Annotated in this window: 14 protein-coding genes; all 14 read right to left on the bottom strand. The window is 41.1% G+C overall.

Annotated features, from left to right (window positions below):
* Window positions 1-99: 99 nt before the first annotated feature.
* Window positions 100-369 carry a 30S ribosomal protein S15 gene (gene rpsO, locus AAEM60_RS10150; protein ID WP_034760125.1) on the bottom strand — a complete coding sequence of 90 codons (270 nt, stop codon included), beginning with the start codon at window positions 367-369 and terminating at the stop codon, window positions 100-102.
* A gap of 135 nt (window positions 370-504) precedes the next feature.
* The gene (gene ribF / locus AAEM60_RS10145) at window positions 505-1,449 is read right to left on the bottom strand and encodes a bifunctional riboflavin kinase/FAD synthetase (RefSeq protein ID WP_299740938.1); all 945 of its coding nucleotides are present in this window, start codon (window positions 1,447-1,449) and stop codon (window positions 505-507) included.
* A gap of 18 nt (window positions 1,450-1,467) precedes the next feature.
* Window positions 1,468-2,376, bottom strand: coding sequence for a tRNA pseudouridine(55) synthase TruB (truB, locus tag AAEM60_RS10140; protein ID WP_341357872.1), 909 nt, complete (start codon window positions 2,374-2,376; stop codon window positions 1,468-1,470).
* Between the two features lie 99 nt (window positions 2,377-2,475).
* Entirely contained in the window at window positions 2,476-2,844 is a 369-nt protein-coding gene (gene rbfA, locus AAEM60_RS10135; protein ID WP_044337361.1) for a 30S ribosome-binding factor RbfA, read from the bottom strand.
* Between the two features lie 55 nt (window positions 2,845-2,899).
* The gene (locus tag AAEM60_RS10130) at window positions 2,900-3,178 is read right to left on the bottom strand and encodes a DUF503 family protein (RefSeq protein WP_299740933.1); all 279 of its coding nucleotides are present in this window, start codon (window positions 3,176-3,178) and stop codon (window positions 2,900-2,902) included.
* On the bottom strand, window positions 3,175-5,346 hold the full coding sequence (infB, locus tag AAEM60_RS10125; protein WP_299740931.1) for a translation initiation factor IF-2: 2,172 nt from the start codon (window positions 5,344-5,346) through the stop codon (window positions 3,175-3,177). The genes AAEM60_RS10130 and infB overlap by 4 nt, the downstream gene beginning before the upstream one ends.
* 4 nt (window positions 5,347-5,350) lie before the next feature.
* Complete coding sequence (locus AAEM60_RS10120) at window positions 5,351-5,668, bottom strand: YlxQ family RNA-binding protein (protein WP_299740929.1); 318 nt, start codon at window positions 5,666-5,668, stop codon at window positions 5,351-5,353.
* Between the two features lie 10 nt (window positions 5,669-5,678).
* Window positions 5,679-5,948, bottom strand: coding sequence for a YlxR family protein (locus tag AAEM60_RS10115; RefSeq protein WP_299740927.1), 270 nt, complete (start codon window positions 5,946-5,948; stop codon window positions 5,679-5,681).
* A 12-nt stretch (window positions 5,949-5,960) separates the two neighbouring features.
* Entirely contained in the window at window positions 5,961-7,094 is a 1,134-nt protein-coding gene (nusA, locus tag AAEM60_RS10110; protein WP_299740924.1) for a transcription termination factor NusA, read from the bottom strand.
* A gap of 35 nt (window positions 7,095-7,129) precedes the next feature.
* Complete coding sequence (gene rimP / locus AAEM60_RS10105; RefSeq protein ID WP_113968189.1) at window positions 7,130-7,600, bottom strand: ribosome maturation factor RimP; 471 nt, start codon at window positions 7,598-7,600, stop codon at window positions 7,130-7,132.
* Between the two features lie 186 nt (window positions 7,601-7,786).
* Complete coding sequence (locus tag AAEM60_RS10100) at window positions 7,787-12,106, bottom strand: PolC-type DNA polymerase III (RefSeq protein ID WP_299740919.1); 4,320 nt, start codon at window positions 12,104-12,106, stop codon at window positions 7,787-7,789.
* A gap of 93 nt (window positions 12,107-12,199) precedes the next feature.
* Entirely contained in the window at window positions 12,200-13,909 is a 1,710-nt protein-coding gene (locus AAEM60_RS10095) for a proline--tRNA ligase (protein WP_341357871.1), read from the bottom strand.
* A 147-nt stretch (window positions 13,910-14,056) separates the two neighbouring features.
* Window positions 14,057-15,313 (bottom strand): RIP metalloprotease RseP, encoded by a 1,257-nt coding sequence (gene rseP / locus AAEM60_RS10090; RefSeq protein WP_299740915.1) that lies wholly within the window; start codon window positions 15,311-15,313, stop codon window positions 14,057-14,059.
* 114 nt (window positions 15,314-15,427) lie between these two features.
* Window positions 15,428-16,570, bottom strand: a complete 1,143-nt coding sequence (locus AAEM60_RS10085; protein WP_341357870.1) for a 1-deoxy-D-xylulose-5-phosphate reductoisomerase — start codon at window positions 16,568-16,570, stop codon at window positions 15,428-15,430.
* Window positions 16,571-16,577 lie beyond the last annotated feature (7 nt).

Here is a 16,577-nt window from a genome sequence, read left to right as displayed (position 1 = left end):
ATGAAGAAAATGTTTAAAAAGAAGTGGCGAATCATACAAAGATTTCCACTTATGAAAGCTAAAGAAAAAGCGGGAAATAATCCCGCTTCCTTTGTCTGTTTATCGACGTAAACCTAATTTGTTAATTAACTCACGGTAGCGTTGTACATCTTTCTTACGTAGGTAAGATAGAAGATTACGACGGTGACCTACCATTTTTAGAAGACCGCGACGAGAGTGGTGGTCTTTCTTGTGAACGCGTAAGTGATCGTTCAGGTTGTTAATTTCTTCAGTTAGGACAGCAATTTGAACTTCTGGAGATCCAGTATCGTTCTCATGTACTTTGTATTCACTGATAAGTTCGTTTTTACGCTCTTTAGTGATAGCCATCCTTTTCACCTCCTAATAATTTCTTTCAAATCCCCTGTTACTGAGCAGCCGTTGGTGAATCGTGATGCCAAGCAAAGGTTCATTTCATACGCTATTTAGAATACTACTATTTTCAACAAAAATCAAGTATAATCCTCAAATTTCCGAAAAGTAGTGAATCGCTTTGTCTTTATCTTTTTGAATTTGGGAGATTAATTCCTCTATCCCGGAAAATTTCTGTTCATCTCTAATTCTTTCATACCATTCGATATACACTTCTTCGCCATATATTGAAGCATGAAAATCAAAAATATGAACTTCAATTGATAGAGAGTATTCATCAGGATTTTTAAAAGTGGGCTTGTATCCAATATTACATACACCATCAAACCATTTATCATGAATTTTCATTTTAACAGCATACACTCCCACTTTAGGAGTCAGATAGTCGTCGGCTAATTCAATATTGGCAGTAGGAAAGCCTATTTTTCTGCCTCTCTTATCTCCGTGTATGACTGTCCCTTTCATTTTAAACGGTCTCCCCAGGAGTTGATGAACCTTCTTTACGTCCCCATCTTTGAGGCTTCCTCTTATTAAGGTTGAACTTACTTTCAAATCATCGTCTGTCAATTTCGAAATTGTAGTGGATGTAAACATATCCCTGGAGTGGAATGGAAGAGTTTCCATCGTCCCTTTTCCCAACCTTCCATATGAGTAATCGAATCCTGCTACTACATGCAGTGCATTGAGTCCAATAATATATTGATCAACAAAGTCCTGGGGAATCAGACTTGCAAATTCTGATGTAAAACGAACAATAAATAAATAATCTACTCCCAGCTCCTCTATGATTTCTTTCTTATCTTCCAGAGGAGTTATGTAGTGAATATGTTTGTGTTTATGACCCAGTACAACTGAAGGATGGGGATCAAATGTCATGACCGCACTACTCACATTGAGTTCCTTCGCTTTTTTTACTGCTGTCGTGATGACCCTTTGATGTCCTCTATGTACTCCATCGAAGTATCCAAGAGCCATTACAAGGGGAGGAAAATCATTCTTACTAATTGAATGGGGATGATGTACAGTTATTACTTTCACAGTATTTCACCTTTTTCACTAGTCGTTGAAAAGCACCTTAACAGGCTTGATAATCCCAGGTTTGTCCGGATGACGCTGATAGATGGCAATGACCTTGCCATGGTACTCCATCACTACCTCTTTGCTTTCTGGCCAATCCTCAGGCTCTTCTAAGCGTGCTCCGTTCTTCACTTTCTCTGCTAATGTATCACTAATTGCCATTTTCGGCAAATGAGAAAGTCCCATTTCCAACGGGAGAAGAAGTCCCTTTGGGTTTTCATTTTCAACAAACTCTTTTACATCTTCTAAGGTATAACAGTCCTCTTTTCTAAAACTAGCTGATTGCGTACGGGTAAGGGCGGACATATGAGCTGGATATCCAAGTCTTTTTCCAATTTCAACTGCAAGGGTTCTCACATAGGTCCCTTTGCCACAAACTACTTCAAAAGTAAAAGATGGATCATCACTGTCTAATTCATTCCAATTCTCCAGTAATTGAAGATTATGGATATGAACAGTTCTTGATGGTCTGTCTACTTCTATCCCAAGCCTTGCATATTCATATAACCGTTTGCCATTTACCTTTACCGCCGAAAACATTGGAGGCGTTTGAACAATGTCGCCTGTTAAACTTCGGAGTATCTCCTCAACCTCTGCCCTAGTAATCGTGCGGTCCACCTTCTTTTCTTCCACGAGCTCACCCCAGGCATCTTCCGTAGTAGTCGAAAAACCGAGAGTGACTTCCCCTTCATAGGTTTTTCCTGATGCTGTAATGTATTCAGCTATCTTCGTTGCCCTTCCAATACAAATAGGCAGTACGCCAGAAACCTCTGGATCAAGGGTACCTGTATGGCCAACCTTTTTCGTTCTAAGGAGCTTTCTTAATTTAAATACACAATCATGGGACGTCATGCCGCGAGGCTTCCATAAGGGCAGGATTCCATTCATCTTACTACCTCCACTGATATACATTCTGTATTTCACAAATAGAAAACAAAAGGACCGATCCATTGGAATTGTACTTCCGTCCGGATCAGCCCTTTCTAGTTACTCTTCTGTATCTTTAGACTCTTCTGGTTCATCTTGAACTTTTCTTAATAAAGATTCAATATGATTACCATAATCAATCGATTCATCAAACTCAAAAATAATTTCAGGTGTTTTGCGGAGACGGATTCGCTGTCCTACTTCAGAACGGATGAACCCTTTTGCCTTCGCCAGACCTTTAAGCGTGTTTTCTCTTTGGTCTTCTCCACCCAGAACGGTAATATACACTTTTGCCTGTTGTAAATCTCCAGTTACCTGCACATCTGTAACCGTTACAAAGCCAATGCGTGGATCCTTTATTTTTCGTCCGATAATATCGCTGAGCTCTTTCTTCATTTGCTCGCCAACACGATTCGCACGATGGCTCATCAATATCACCTCTTATATATCGTTAATAGTTATATGTTGGAACATAAGCAACTCTCTATAACGACTCGATTTGGGTCTCCAGTCTCTCCCACTCTGGAAAAGAATCAATGAATTTCAATGCATGCTCAATTTCTCTTTCACTGGCTCCTTTAGAAGAAGCGACGGTGACCATGGCAATCCTGGTTCGTTGCCATACATCCTGATGGCCGATTTCAGAGACAGATACATTAAATTTTTGTTTGAGGCGTGACAAGACCCTCTGCAGGACCGCCCGCTTTTCTTTTAAAGAGTGAGAATCATAAATCATACACTCACATTCAACATACGTGATCATTTACGTGTAATTTCCTCCATGATGAAGGCTTCGATAACGTCGCCTTCTTTCACATCATTAAAGTTCTTAATCGTAATACCACATTCGTAGCCTTTGGCTACGTCTTTCGCATCATCCTTAAAGCGTTTAAGGGCATCGAGTTCACCTTCAAAGATAACAATTCCATCACGAATCAGACGAACGCCGCTGTCGCGAGAAATTTTACCTTCTGTTACATAGCTTCCCGCAATCGTACCAACTTTAGACACTTTAAATGTTTGACGAACTTCTGCTTGACCAATGATTTTTTCTTCGAATTCAGGGTCCAGCATCCCTTGCATAGCAGCTTCAATTTCCTCCATTACCTTATAGATAATACGGTGTAATCGAATTTCTACTCCCTCGGTATCAGCCGTACGTTTCGCATTTACATCAGGACGAACATTAAAACCTATAACAATGGCGTTGGACGCTGCTGCCAGTGTAATATCTGATTCGTTAATCGCTCCCACACCAGTATGGATGATACGAATATTTACACCTTCAACTTCAATTTTCAGCAATGAAGCTGCAAGAGCTTCTACTGAACCTTGAACGTCTGCTTTAAGAACAAGGTTCAGGTCCTTCATTTCACCTTGTTTCATTTGTTCAAACAGGTTTTCAAGACTTACTTTAGACTTCTCTCCACGCTGTGCTTGCAGAGCTTGAGATGCACGAGCTTCACCAACAGAACGAGCCGTCTTCTCGTCTTCAAATACAACGAATCGATCTCCTGCTTGAGGAACATCATTTAAACCTGTGATTTCAACAGGGGCAGATGGACCTGCTTCTTTCACACGGCGACCAAGATCATTGACCATTGCACGCACACGACCGAACGTGTTTCCTACAACGATTGGATCTCCAACTTTTAAAGTACCGTTTTGAACAAGTAAAGTCGCTACAGATCCTCGGCCTTTGTCTAATTGTGCCTCAATCACTGTACCTTGTGCAAGACGATTTGGATTCGCTTGAAGCTCTTCCACTTCACTTACAAGGACGATCATTTCAAGTAAATTATCGATACCTTCACCAGATAATGCAGATAGCGGAACGAAGATTGTGTCCCCACCCCACGCTTCAGGAACCAATTCGTATTCAGTCAGTTCTTGCATTACACGATCTGGATTTGCAGCTTCCTTATCCATTTTATTAACGGCAATGATAATCGGAACTTCAGCAGCTTTCGCATGGTTGATTGCTTCAACTGTTTGAGGCATGACACCATCATCAGCAGCTACAACGATGATCGCAATATCCGTTACTTGAGCACCGCGGGCACGCATTGTTGTGAAGGCAGCATGTCCAGGAGTATCAAGGAATGTGATTTTCTTTCCATCTACTTCTACTTGATAAGCACCGATATGCTGAGTGATCCCTCCAGCTTCTCCTGCCGTTACTTTCGTGTTACGGATAGAATCAAGCAGCGTCGTTTTACCATGGTCAACGTGACCCATGATTGTCACAACTGAAGGACGCTCTTCTACTTGCTCTTGTGTATCTTCAGTGAAGTATACTTCAAGATCAGTAGCATCTACTTTGATCTCTTCCTCTACTTCCACTCCATATTCTCCTGCAATCAGCTCAATCGAGTCTTTATCCAACTCTTGGTTGATTGTTGCCATTACACCAAGCATGAATAGTTTTTTAATGATTTCAGATGGCTCTTTGTGAAGCTTTTTCGCAAGCTCTGAAACCGTTAATGACTCAGAGAAAGTGATTTTTGAAGGTAGTTCCTTTTTCTTGGCAGGCTGCTGTTGCTGTGGAGCCTGTTTGAAATTTTTATTTTGCTTATTTTGTTTGTTATTTTTGTTTTTGTTGTTGTTATTATTGAAGACCTTCTTCTCCTTTGACTGGTGCTGTTGTTCGTGTTTTTTTCCTTCACGACTTTTCGGTGCTGATTTTACTTTTTCCTTGTTAGGAGCTTCTTCTGACTTTGATGCACTTGCCTTTGAATCCTTTTGGCCAGGTTTATTCCCTTGACTGCCGGAATTCCCTTTGTACATCGCGTCTAATTTTGTTACTGCGTCGTCTTCTATAGTTGCCATATGGTTTGATACCTCAATATTCAGTTGCTTTAATTTCCCGATAACATCTTTGCTTGAAACATTGTATTTTTTTGCATATTCATAAACACGCGTCTTGCTCATATGTTCACCCCCACTGAGATTCATCGAGCAGTTCGGATAATTTCCCGGCAAAGCCTGCATCCATTATAGCCACCACTACCCTGGCTTCTTTTCCAATGGCCTGACCTAAATCATTTCTGCTATCCACCAAACTAACCGGGACATTGTAGGAATTACATTTGTCCGTGATTTTCTTGTACGTATTAGCAGAAGCATCTTTGGAAAGAATGACAAGTTTTGCTCGTCCATTACGAACTTCTTTAATAACAAGCTCTTCACCTGAAATAATCTTACGTGCCCGATTCGCCAATCCTAAAAGTGACATCCAACGATTTTGGTTCATACGCTAAACGTTACTCCTTCTCCACAAGGCTAATCAATTCATCGTAAAGAGATTCATCTATTTTCGCTTGTAATTGATTGGCTAAAGTATTTTTCTTTTTAGCTTGTAAAATGACGTCTTTATCCTTTGAAAGATAAGCTCCCCGTCCTGATTTCTTACCGGTAGGATCGATGGAAACCTCCCCTTCTTTCGAGCGGACAATCCGGATCATTTCTTTCTTAGGTTTCATTTCACCCGTTGCTACACATTTACGCAATGGTACCTTCTTATTTACACCCATCTTGGTCACCTCTTAATCTTGATTTTCGAAATCAATATTTAAAGGTTCGTTATCATACTCTTCCTCTTCATCCTGAGGCAGGAAGGCATCTTCACGAGGATATAATCCCAGTTCACGTGCATCTGTTTCACTCTTGATATCAATCTTCCAGTTTGTCAATTTCGCTGCAAGGCGAGCGTTTTGACCACGTTTACCGATTGCAAGTGAAAGTTGATAATCCGGAACAACTACCCTTGTTGCTTTATCTTCTTCATTTACCTGTACATCCAGCACTTTAGATGGACTCAGTGCATTGGCTACGAATGTTACAGGATCTTCTGACCATTGAACGATGTCAATTTTTTCACCTTTTAATTCGTTTACAATTGCTTGCACACGCGCACCCTTGGTTCCTACACAAGCACCAACGGGGTCTACCTCTGAATTTTCTGCATGAACAGAGATTTTAGATCGGTCACCGGCTTCACGTGCAACAGATTTGATTTCTACCGTTCCATCAAAGATTTCAGGAACTTCGATTTCAAATAAACGTTTCAGTAATCCGGGGTGTGTTCTTGAAACAAAGATTTGAGGACCTTTTGTCGTCTTCTCAACCTTTGTGATAAACACTTTAATGCGATCATGAGGTTTATAAGTTTCATTGGGCATCTGCTCACTCACAGGTAAAAGTGCCTCAATCTTACCTAATGCCACATAGATAAAGCGATTGTCCTGACGTTGAACGATACCTGTCATGATATCTTCTTCGCGATCCACGAATTCGGAATAGATAATTCCTCTTTCAGCTTCTCTTACTCGTTGAGTCACAACCTGTTTAGCCGTTTGGGCAGCGATTCGGCCAAAGTCCTTTGGTGTAACCTCCAACTCAACAACGTCTCCAACCTCATAGCTAGGGTTGATTTCCCCGGCGTCCTCGACAGAAATCTCAAGGCGGGAATCAAATACTTCGTCTACAACTTCTTTACGAGCGAAGACTCTCATCGTACCCGTTTCAAGGTTAAGGTCTACACGGACATTTTGTGCTTGGTTAAAATTTCGTTTATAAGCCGACACAAGTGCAGCTTCAATTGCTTCAATGATGACATCTCTTGCAATGCCTTTCTCTTTCTCTAAAACAGTAAGAGCATCTAATAACTGAGTGCTCATGGTGGTTTCATCCCCCTTTATAGTGCGGTTAGTTCCTATGAAAATGTAACAGCTAATCGTGCGATAGCTATCTTATCTGTTGGAATTTCAACCTTCTTTTTTCGAGTCTTAATGGTTACTTCCAATGCTAATTGGTCTGAAGTATAGGAAAGAAGTGTGCCTTCGAAGGCCTTTTCACCGTTCAACGGCTCATATGTTTTCACATAAACGTTTTTGCCGATGGCCTTCTCAAAGTCCTTTTCTTTCTTTAAAGGACGTTCAGCGCCCGGTGAAGAAACTTCTAAAAAGTAATTATGAGGAATTGGGTCAATTTCATCCAACTTTTCACTAAGTCTTTCACTTACTATTCCGCATTCTTCAATGTCCACACCTGAATCCTTGTCAATAAATACGCGAAGAAACCAATTGGAACCTTCTTTCACATATTCCATGTCAATGAGTTCTAAAGACATGTCGTCTAAGATTGGTGTAACAAGTTCTTCTACAAGTGTTGTTATTTTGCTCATACTTACCTCCTGGTCTATATGAAAATCTTGCACCAAGACTAGAAATGATAGTTCAAAAAATCTCCATGTAATAACGAAAGAGTGGGGTGCGACCCCACTCTTCTACCTTTAGAGCTATCTTTAGTATTTCCAATAAAAATATACCATAATCAACATTTTTATGCAAACAATTCCCATGGTATCAGCTTAGAATAGAGATAGTTGGTTCTTATCCGGCAAGGCTTCCAAGCAGCCGTGATTATCCAGGTACTCGATAATTGTCTTGGAGACGCGACCTCTTTGTTGAAGATCCTCTTTAGAGAGAAACTCGCCATCTTGTCTTGCATTCACAATATTGATGGCCGCATTCGTCCCGAGCCCGGGAATCGAGTTGAACGGCGGAATCAATGAATCTCCATCTATAACAAATTCAGCCGCTTGTGAACGATACAGATCTACCTTTTGGAATTTGTATCCCCGTTCACACATTTCAAGGGCCAACTCCAATACTGTTAACGTGTTCTTTTCTTTCGGAGATGCATCCAGGCCTTTGCTGTTGATTTCTTCTATCTTAGCTCTGACGGCTTGTGATCCCCTCACCATGGCTTCAATATCGAAATCCTCTGCACGAACGGTGAAGTAAGCAGCATAGTACAAGAGAGCATGATGCACTTTAAAGTAAGCAATACGAACAGCCATTAATACATAGGCAGCTGCATGTGCTTTAGGGAACATATATTTGATCTTCAAACAAGAATCAATATACCAGTCCGGTACCCCATTCTTCTTCATCTCTTCTACCCATTCATCCTGGAGTCCCTTCCCTTTACGTACAAATTCCATGATTTTAAAGGCAAGTGAAGGCTCGAGTCCTTGATAGATGAGATAGACCATAATATCATCACGACAACCGATTACTTCGCTCAGATTACAAATATTATTATGGATAAGCTCTTGCGCATTGCCAAGCCATACATCAGTACCATGCGAAAGACCTGATATTTGAACAAGCTCAGAAAATGTAGTCGGTTTCGTATCCTCAAGCATTTGACGAACAAATCGTGTACCAAATTCCGGGATTCCGAGCGTCCCGGTCTTACACATGATTTGTTCTTCTGTCACTCCGAGCGATTCCGTCCCACTGAAGATTTTCATTACTTCAGGATCATCTGTTGGAATGGTTTTAGGGTCTACACCAGATAAATCTTGAAGCATGCGAATCACGGTTGGATCATCGTGCCCCAGGATATCAAGCTTTAAGAGATTATCATGAATAGAATGGAAATCAAAATGTGTTGTTTTCCATTCCGAGCTTGAATCGTCAGCAGGAAATTGGATAGGGGAGAAATCGTAGATATCCATATAGTCAGGGACTACAATGATACCTCCAGGATGCTGACCAGTTGTCCTTTTTACTCCGGTACACCCGCTTACCAATCGATCGATTTCCGCTCCGCGGATTTGCAGCTGATGGTCATTCGCGTACCCTTTTACATACCCGTAGGCGGTCTTTTCTGCCACTGTACCGATTGTACCCGCTCGATAAACATTGTCTTCACCGAACAAAACCTTCGTATAGTTATGGGCATTAGGCTGATATTCACCTGAAAAGTTCAAATCGATATCAGGGACTTTGTCTCCTTTAAATCCAAGGAATGTTTCAAAGGGAATATCATGACCATCCTTTTTATAAGGAATTCCACATTCAGGACAATCTTTATTAGGCAAATCAAACCCGGACCCTACCGATCCATCATCAAAGAACTCAGATTTCTTGCAAGATGGACATACATAGTGGGGAGGTAAAGGATTTACTTCCGTTATTTCTGTCATCGTGGCTACAAAAGAAGATCCTACTGATCCACGGGATCCTACAAGGTACCCATCATCCAATGACTTTTTCACGAGCTTATGTGAAATTAAATAGATGACTGCGAATCCATGCCCTATAATACTCTTTAATTCCTTTTCCAGCCTCGCTTCTACAATTTCAGGAAGCTCTTCTCCGTAAATGTTTTTTGCCATGGAATAACTCATGCGCCGCATTTCTTCATCTGCCCCTTCAATTTTAGGCGTATAAAGATCATCTCTGATTGGTTTAATTACGTCTACGAGATCGGCTATTTTATTGGAGTTATCCACAACAATTTCTTTCGCTTTTTCTTTCCCTAAGAAAGAGAATGCATCCAGCATCTCATTCGTTGTTCTAAAATGAACATCAGGAAGTTCATGTCGGTTTAACGGATTCGCACCGCCTTGAGAACCGACGAGAATCTTCCGGTAAATCTTGTCGTTCTCATTTAAGTAATGTACGTTACCGGTAGCCACTACAGGCTTATTCAATTTCTTACCAAGATCCACAATGTTTTTTATGATATCTTCTAGGTTCTTCTGACTTTGCACCAAATCCAACTCTATTAAATGCTGATATACTTCTTTTGGATGAACTTCCAGGTAATCATAGAATTGAGCCGTTTCCTCAACTTCTTCTTTCCCTTTTTGCATCATCCCTTCGAACACTTCGCCCTTATCACAGCCTGAACCAACAAGAATTCCCGTGCGATATTTTTGAAGCTGAGATCGGGGAATGCGCGGGACACGGAAAAAATAATTCATGTGAGATATGGATACTAGTTTATAAAGGTTCTTTAAACCTTCTTCCGTTTGAGCAATCAGTGTACAGTGATATGGTCTTGACCGCTTGTACGCATCGCCTTTCCCCATATAATCATTGAATTGATTATGATTGGTGATTCCTTTTTCGACGGCATCTTTCAGCATTTTCAATAACAGGTATCCAGTTGTTTCCGCATCATATATGGCTCGGTGATGCTGGGTCAGTTCAATATCAAATTTCTTGGCTAACGTATTTAAACGATGGTTTTTGAATTGAGGATACAATAGTCTGGCAAGCTCCAGCGTATCGATGACAGGGTTAGTCGCTTTAGGGAGTCCTGCTTTCTGATACCCTGCATTCAAGAACCCCATATCAAAGGAAGCATTATGAGCAACTAATATATCTTCTCCTACCCATTTATGATAGTCGTGAAGAACATCGTTTATTTCAGGTGCCGTTTGCACCATATCATCTGTGATCCCCGTTAATTCAATGGTAGTAGCGGATAATGGATGATGAGGGTTGGCAAACGATTCAAATTTATCAATGACCTCACCATTCTTGATTTTCACCGCGGCAAGTTCAATGACGGTATCGTAAACTGCCGAAAGTCCAGTCGTCTCAACGTCAAAGACAATAAATGTACTATCTTCTAAAGGAAGATCCCGGTCGTTATAGGCAATTGGTACTCCATCATCTACAAGATTAGCCTCTACTCCATATAGCAGTTTAATATCGTTCTTCTTGCTTGCGCTATACGCCTCAGGGAACGATTGTGCAACGGCATGATCTGTGATGGCAACCGCTTTATGACCCCATTTTTTTGCTTGAGACACTAAACTTGATACGGAAGATACAGCATCCATCTGACTCATGGGTGTGTGCATGTGAAGCTCTACCCTTTTCTCATCGGCAGGGGCTGTATCAAGTCTCAGAACAGGTTTGATTTCGTTTACATCATTGGCAATCATCACAAGGTCACGCACGAACGTATCATTTTGAATACTTCCACGGCATCGAACCCACATACCTTTTTTCATAATGTTCATAATTGCAGCGTCCTCTTTATCCCTCGAGAACATTTTGACCAGGATCGAACTGGAGTAATCAGTTACTTTAAACGTTAGTAATGTACGACCGCTTCGTAATTCACGTGTTTCACAATCAAAGACATATCCTTCGATAGCGATTCTTCGTTCCTCATCGTAAATTTCTTCAATCTTCCGGAAGTCAGCATCATCTTTAATTGTAAGACCAAGCATGAATGGACCACTAGGTGCATCACTTGCTTCCTCTTTTTCAGCCTTTTCCATTTCAATAAGAGCCTGTTTCGCTCTTTCTTGATCTTCTTTAAGCTTTTCTTCTAAAAATTTCTCATACTCATTGCTCTGTTCCTCGACCTGACTAACTTCTGCATCCAGAACCAGTTTAGGGAAGCCGAAGTTCTCGAAGGTAGAGGTGATCATGTCACCATATTTTCTCTTTAACTGAGTTGCTTCTGTATCATTGGATGCCTGAACAATGATTTTGTTTCCATTGATTTTTGGCTTTTGAGTATTTAATAATTTTAATAATGGCGGTGATATCCCTTGGATTTCTTTCACACAGTCCTGCCAATAATCTAAAATATGCTGTTCTGTGATTTGGGTATTCAACACTTTAATGGTAAATCCCACGTTTGCAATATGTTTAAAGGATGTTTGCAGTGAAATTGAGAATTTACTCCACACGTTACACGGAATGATCTCCTCAAAAGTAAAGTAAAAATGCCACTTCTTCTCCTTGCGAAACACCGCTAGTTTTTCAATTTCAGCGTTTTGAAAGTACTTTACAAAGGCATCCTCTGTTAACCCTAATTGCTTTAGCAACAGTTGGAACCTTTCTCTTTTGCCCAGGGGCTTTTCTTCCATGATTCTTTTCCCCCATTTCTAATCGTGTTATTTACAGTAGAAAAAGGGCTGACAGCTAAGGATTGCCTCCTTCAAAGTCGAGCCCTTTTATGTTTAAGAAAGAGTCTTGAATAGTTCTTGGAGCTTTGGTAGAAGCTCGTCTTTGTGCACTTCCAGCATATCTCCTGATTTTCTTACTTTTATTTCAACGATGCCTTCCCCTGCTTTCTTCCCGACTGTTATACGAATAGGAAGTCCTATCAGGTCTGAATCGGCGAATTTAACACCTGGACGCTCAGCCCGGTCATCCATTAATACATCATAACGATTTTCCTTTAATGAGTCATATAATTCGTTTGCGAGTTTTGCCTGTGCGTCATCCTTCATATTAATTGGAATTAAGTGAAGGTCATAAGGTGAAAGGTTCGTTGGCCAAACCAGACCATTACCATCATTAAATTGCTCTGCAACCGCTGCAAGGGTACGTGATACACCAATGCCATAGCAGCCCATGATGATTGATTGAGATCGGCCATTTTCATCTAAGAATGAGCTACCTAAAGCATCTGAATATCTTGTCCCCAATTTGAATACATGTCCCACTTCAATTCCTTTTGCGAAAACGATCTTACCATTTCCGTCTGGTGAAGGGTCACCTTCTTGAATAAAGCGAAGATCAGCATATTGAGAAACCTCAAAATCACGTTCAGGATTCACGTTTATGAAATGGTATCCTCCTTCGTTTGCTCCGGTAACGCTGTTGCGGAGGTATTTAACTGCGTGATCGGCAACAACTCTTACCTCTTTATCCAATGAGCAAGGTCCAATCGATCCGATTTCACATCCGATGAACTCTTTCGTTTCTTCTGCAGTCGCTAATTCAACCACACTTGCATTCAAAAGGTTCTTCACTTTAATATCATTAATTTCGTGATCACCACGAGATAATACCAGTACGTAATCATCATCTACTTTAAATAGCAGCGACTTAATGCACTGAGCTTTCTCCATGGATAGGAAAGAGGATACTTCATCAATCGATTTACTATCTGGTGTTGAAACCTTTTCCAGATCAAGCATATCTTCATCCGATTTCTGATAGGAGTCAACCACTTCTGCCATTTCTATATTCGCTGCATAATCGGATGTATCGGAGTATGCAATCGTATCTTCTCCGACTTCAGATAACACCATAAATTCATGCGTATCCTTGCCACCCATCGCTCCAGAGTCGGCGATAACTGCTCTGAAATTAAGCCCGCATCGGCTGAATATATTTGAATACGCTTGAAATAACGCATCGTATGTCTCGTCCAGGCTTTCAAAGGAAGAATGAAATGAGTAGGCATCCTTCATAATGAACTCTCTTCCTCTAAGAAGACCAAAACGTGGACGCTTTTCATCACGGAATTTAGTCTGAATTTGATACATCGTAAGGGGCAGACGCTTATACGATTTAATTTCGTCCCTGACTAAACTTGTAATCACTTCCTCATGTGTGGCTCCAAGGGCAAATTCGCGATCATGGCGATCATTCATTCGCATTAATTCTGGACCATACGTTCCCCAACGTCCTGATTCTTTCCAGAGCTCAGAAGGTTGAAGAGCAGGCATAAGCATTTCGACAGCCCCCGCTGCATCCAGTTCTTCACGAATAATCTCTTCTACTTTTTTTAAAACTTTATTCCCCAATGGCAAAAAGCTATAAATACCACTGGCATTTTGTCTTATAAATCCTGCACGCAAGAGAAGCTGATGGCTCTTAATTTCTGCATCAGCCGGAGTTTCTCTAAGTGTAGGGATGAATGTATTACGTTGCTTCATCTATTAGCACCTCAGTTACCATATAAATTATTTATGTAGTGTGGGAATTTCCTTCTCACTATTTTATCTTAAATTAACAGGCAGTAACACCCTCATTTTTTTATTCTGGAGGGAGAAACTGCCTGTTCATGATTCATACGTTAAATTTTATAAGAAAAATCGTTGAATGTCATTCCATGTAACAACGAGCATCAGAACCATGAGGAGGGCAAACCCGACAAAATGGACCATTCCTTCCATTTGGCGATCCACCGGCTTTCCTCTTACCGCTTCAACAGCGAAGAAAAGAAGTCTGCCTCCGTCTAGGGCAGGGATTGGCAGAAGGTTCATAATACCCAGGTTGATACTTAAGATGGCCGCCCATCTCATCAGGTAGTATATACCTGATTTAGCCACAACATCTGTTGACTGATAGATTCCGACCGGTCCTGATAAAGCATCGATTGAGAACTCACCGGACACAAGCTTTCCTAGTAGAACAAAAATCATTTTGGTCCATTCATAGGTTTGTTGTGCACTATTGGTCACCACTTTGAGAGGGGACTTTTCAACAGGGCTATGAACTCCAATGATCCCTATTTCTTCCCCTTCTATTTCTTGAGGCTTAGGTGTGACAGGAATCTCAGTGTTAGAGCCATTACGATCCACATTAAATCTCAGCTCATCCCCTGGGTGTTTCTGTATGATTGTAACAATATCTTCCCATGTTGAAATCTCTTTACCGTCTATACTTAAAACAACGTCATTTTCCTGAAGGCCAGCTTCTTTGGCTGCCCCGTCTTCTGTCAGTTCGCCCAGAACGGGATCATTCGTTGGAACCCCTTGCAATAGACCCACAAGGATGAAAATGAAGAAGGCTAGAATAAAGTTAAAAAGAGGGCCTGCAAAAATGGCCATGGCTCTTTGAGGCAGAGATTTAGACGCAAATTGCCGATCCCAAGGTGCAATTTGTGTTTCCACTCCATCTTCAATGAACACGGCATCCCTGGAGATCGAGAAGGTTTTCAGTTCCTCCTCATCTTCCTCGTATCCACGAATATGTAGTCTATGCTCTAAATCTGCTTCTTCTACTTCAATGACACGAATGTTCGGATATCGATCTTTGTTATTCAAGACAATTTTTCTTATATTTTCATCCTGATCGAGTACAAGACCAACCCGATGTCCAGCCTTTAACTCGACCATTTCCGGATCTTCCCCGGCCATCCGCACAAAGCCCCCAAGAGGCAGTAAGCGAATCGTATAGGTTGTTTCATCCTTTTTGTAAGAAAACACTTTAGGACCAAATCCAATGGCGAATTCACGGCATAGGATGCCTGCACGCTTAGCAAAAATTAAATGTCCAAGCTCATGGAAAAAGACTAAAGCTCCAAAAATAACAACAAAGGCAATCACCGTTTGCAAATAAAAAACCACCTTTTTTATAACCTGTCGGTAACAGATCTAAATGTTTAAAGTCCAGGCAAACACGTCCACTATCATACTACGTTACAGATCATGTAAACATGCCCAAGTACTCTACAACCAACTTGAAACGAGTTGTCGAGTCTGTTGATCAATCTCATGTATGGTTTCAAGGTCAGGTCTATGTATCACTTGATGGGAATTCAAGGCCTTTTCAATATACGTTTCAATATCAAGGAATGATATTTTATTATCCAGGAACAAGGCAACAGCCGCTTCATTTGCAGCATTTAAAACAGTTGTCATACTACCGCCAATCCGACCAGCTTCATATGCAAATGCCAGACATCGGAATCGATTTAAATCCATTTTCTCAAAATGAAGCTTACCCATTTCAACTAAGTCCAATCTATTACCTGGTCTTCGAAACCTGTCCGGATATGTTAAAGCATATTGAATCGGCACACGCATATCAGGTGTCCCCAATTGAGCCATCACAGATGAATCATGGAATTGAATCATCGAGTGGATGATGCTTTCCCTATGTTGTACAACATCAATTTGATCATAAGGAATATCAAATAACCAATGTGCTTCAATAACCTCTAATCCCTTGTTCATCATAGAAGCAGAGTCGATGGTGATCTTCGCTCCCATTGACCAGTTAGGATGATTCAGAGCCTCTTTAACCGTGACACCAACTAATTCTTCTCTCGTACGGTCTCTAAAGCTGCCCCCGGAAGCTGTAATGATCAATTTTTCAATGTTCTTATCTTGTTCTCCCTGGAGAGCCTGGAAGATAGCAGAATGTTCACTATCAACAGGTAATAGAGTGCTGCCCTTTTTCCGGGCCGCTTCCATCACCAGGTGTCCAGCTGTTACAAGAGTTTCCTTATTGGCGATGGCTATCATTTTTCCTGCCTCTATGGCCTGCAGTGTAGGATAGAGTCCCACACTTCCCAGCACTGCATTAACGAGTATGTCAGCTTCCTGATGACAGGCCACCTCCACAAGACCTTCTTCCCCATACAGGACCTTAATGGAAGAAGGTACCTCTTTGGCTAATAATTCAGCATCTTCTTTATTCTGAACAGAAACCAACTGAGGATTGAATTCTCCAATCACTTTTCTTGCTTCTTCTATATTTCTGCCAACAGACATAGCTGTCAGTTTGAATTCTTCAGGATGCTCCCGAATTACATCAAGGGATTGTGTTCCAATAGAACCCGTAGCCCCCATTAAGCTGATCTTTTTCAATACTACA

Source organism: Rossellomorea sp. y25, from assembly GCF_038049935.1.
Lineage (GTDB): Bacteria > Bacillota > Bacilli > Bacillales > Bacillaceae_B > Rossellomorea.
The sequence above is the reverse complement of the archived record's forward strand: the minus strand, read 5'-3'. Positions and strand labels throughout refer to the sequence as shown.

Coding starts and splice junctions, on each gene's coding strand:
- rpsO (WP_034760125.1), bottom strand. CDS start 369: ATGGCTATCACTAAAGAGCGTAAAAACGAACTTATCAGTGAATACAAA.
- truB (WP_341357872.1), bottom strand. CDS start 2,376: ATGAATGGAATCCTGCCCTTATGGAAGCCTCGCGGCATGACGTCCCAT.
- rbfA (WP_044337361.1), bottom strand. CDS start 2,844: ATGAGCCATCGTGCGAATCGTGTTGGCGAGCAAATGAAGAAAGAGCTC.
- AAEM60_RS10130 (WP_299740933.1), bottom strand. CDS start 3,178: ATGATCACGTATGTTGAATGTGAGTGTATGATTTATGATTCTCACTCT.
- infB (WP_299740931.1), bottom strand. CDS start 5,346: ATGAGCAAGACGCGTGTTTATGAATATGCAAAAAAATACAATGTTTCA.
- AAEM60_RS10120 (WP_299740929.1), bottom strand. CDS start 5,668: ATGAACCAAAATCGTTGGATGTCACTTTTAGGATTGGCGAATCGGGCA.
- AAEM60_RS10115 (WP_299740927.1), bottom strand. CDS start 5,948: ATGGGTGTAAATAAGAAGGTACCATTGCGTAAATGTGTAGCAACGGGT.
- nusA (WP_299740924.1), bottom strand. CDS start 7,094: ATGAGCACTCAGTTATTAGATGCTCTTACTGTTTTAGAGAAAGAGAAA.
- rimP (WP_113968189.1), bottom strand. CDS start 7,600: ATGAGCAAAATAACAACACTTGTAGAAGAACTTGTTACACCAATCTTA.
- AAEM60_RS10100 (WP_299740919.1), bottom strand. CDS start 12,106: ATGGAAGAAAAGCCCCTGGGCAAAAGAGAAAGGTTCCAACTGTTGCTA.
- AAEM60_RS10095 (WP_341357871.1), bottom strand. CDS start 13,909: ATGAAGCAACGTAATACATTCATCCCTACACTTAGAGAAACTCCGGCT.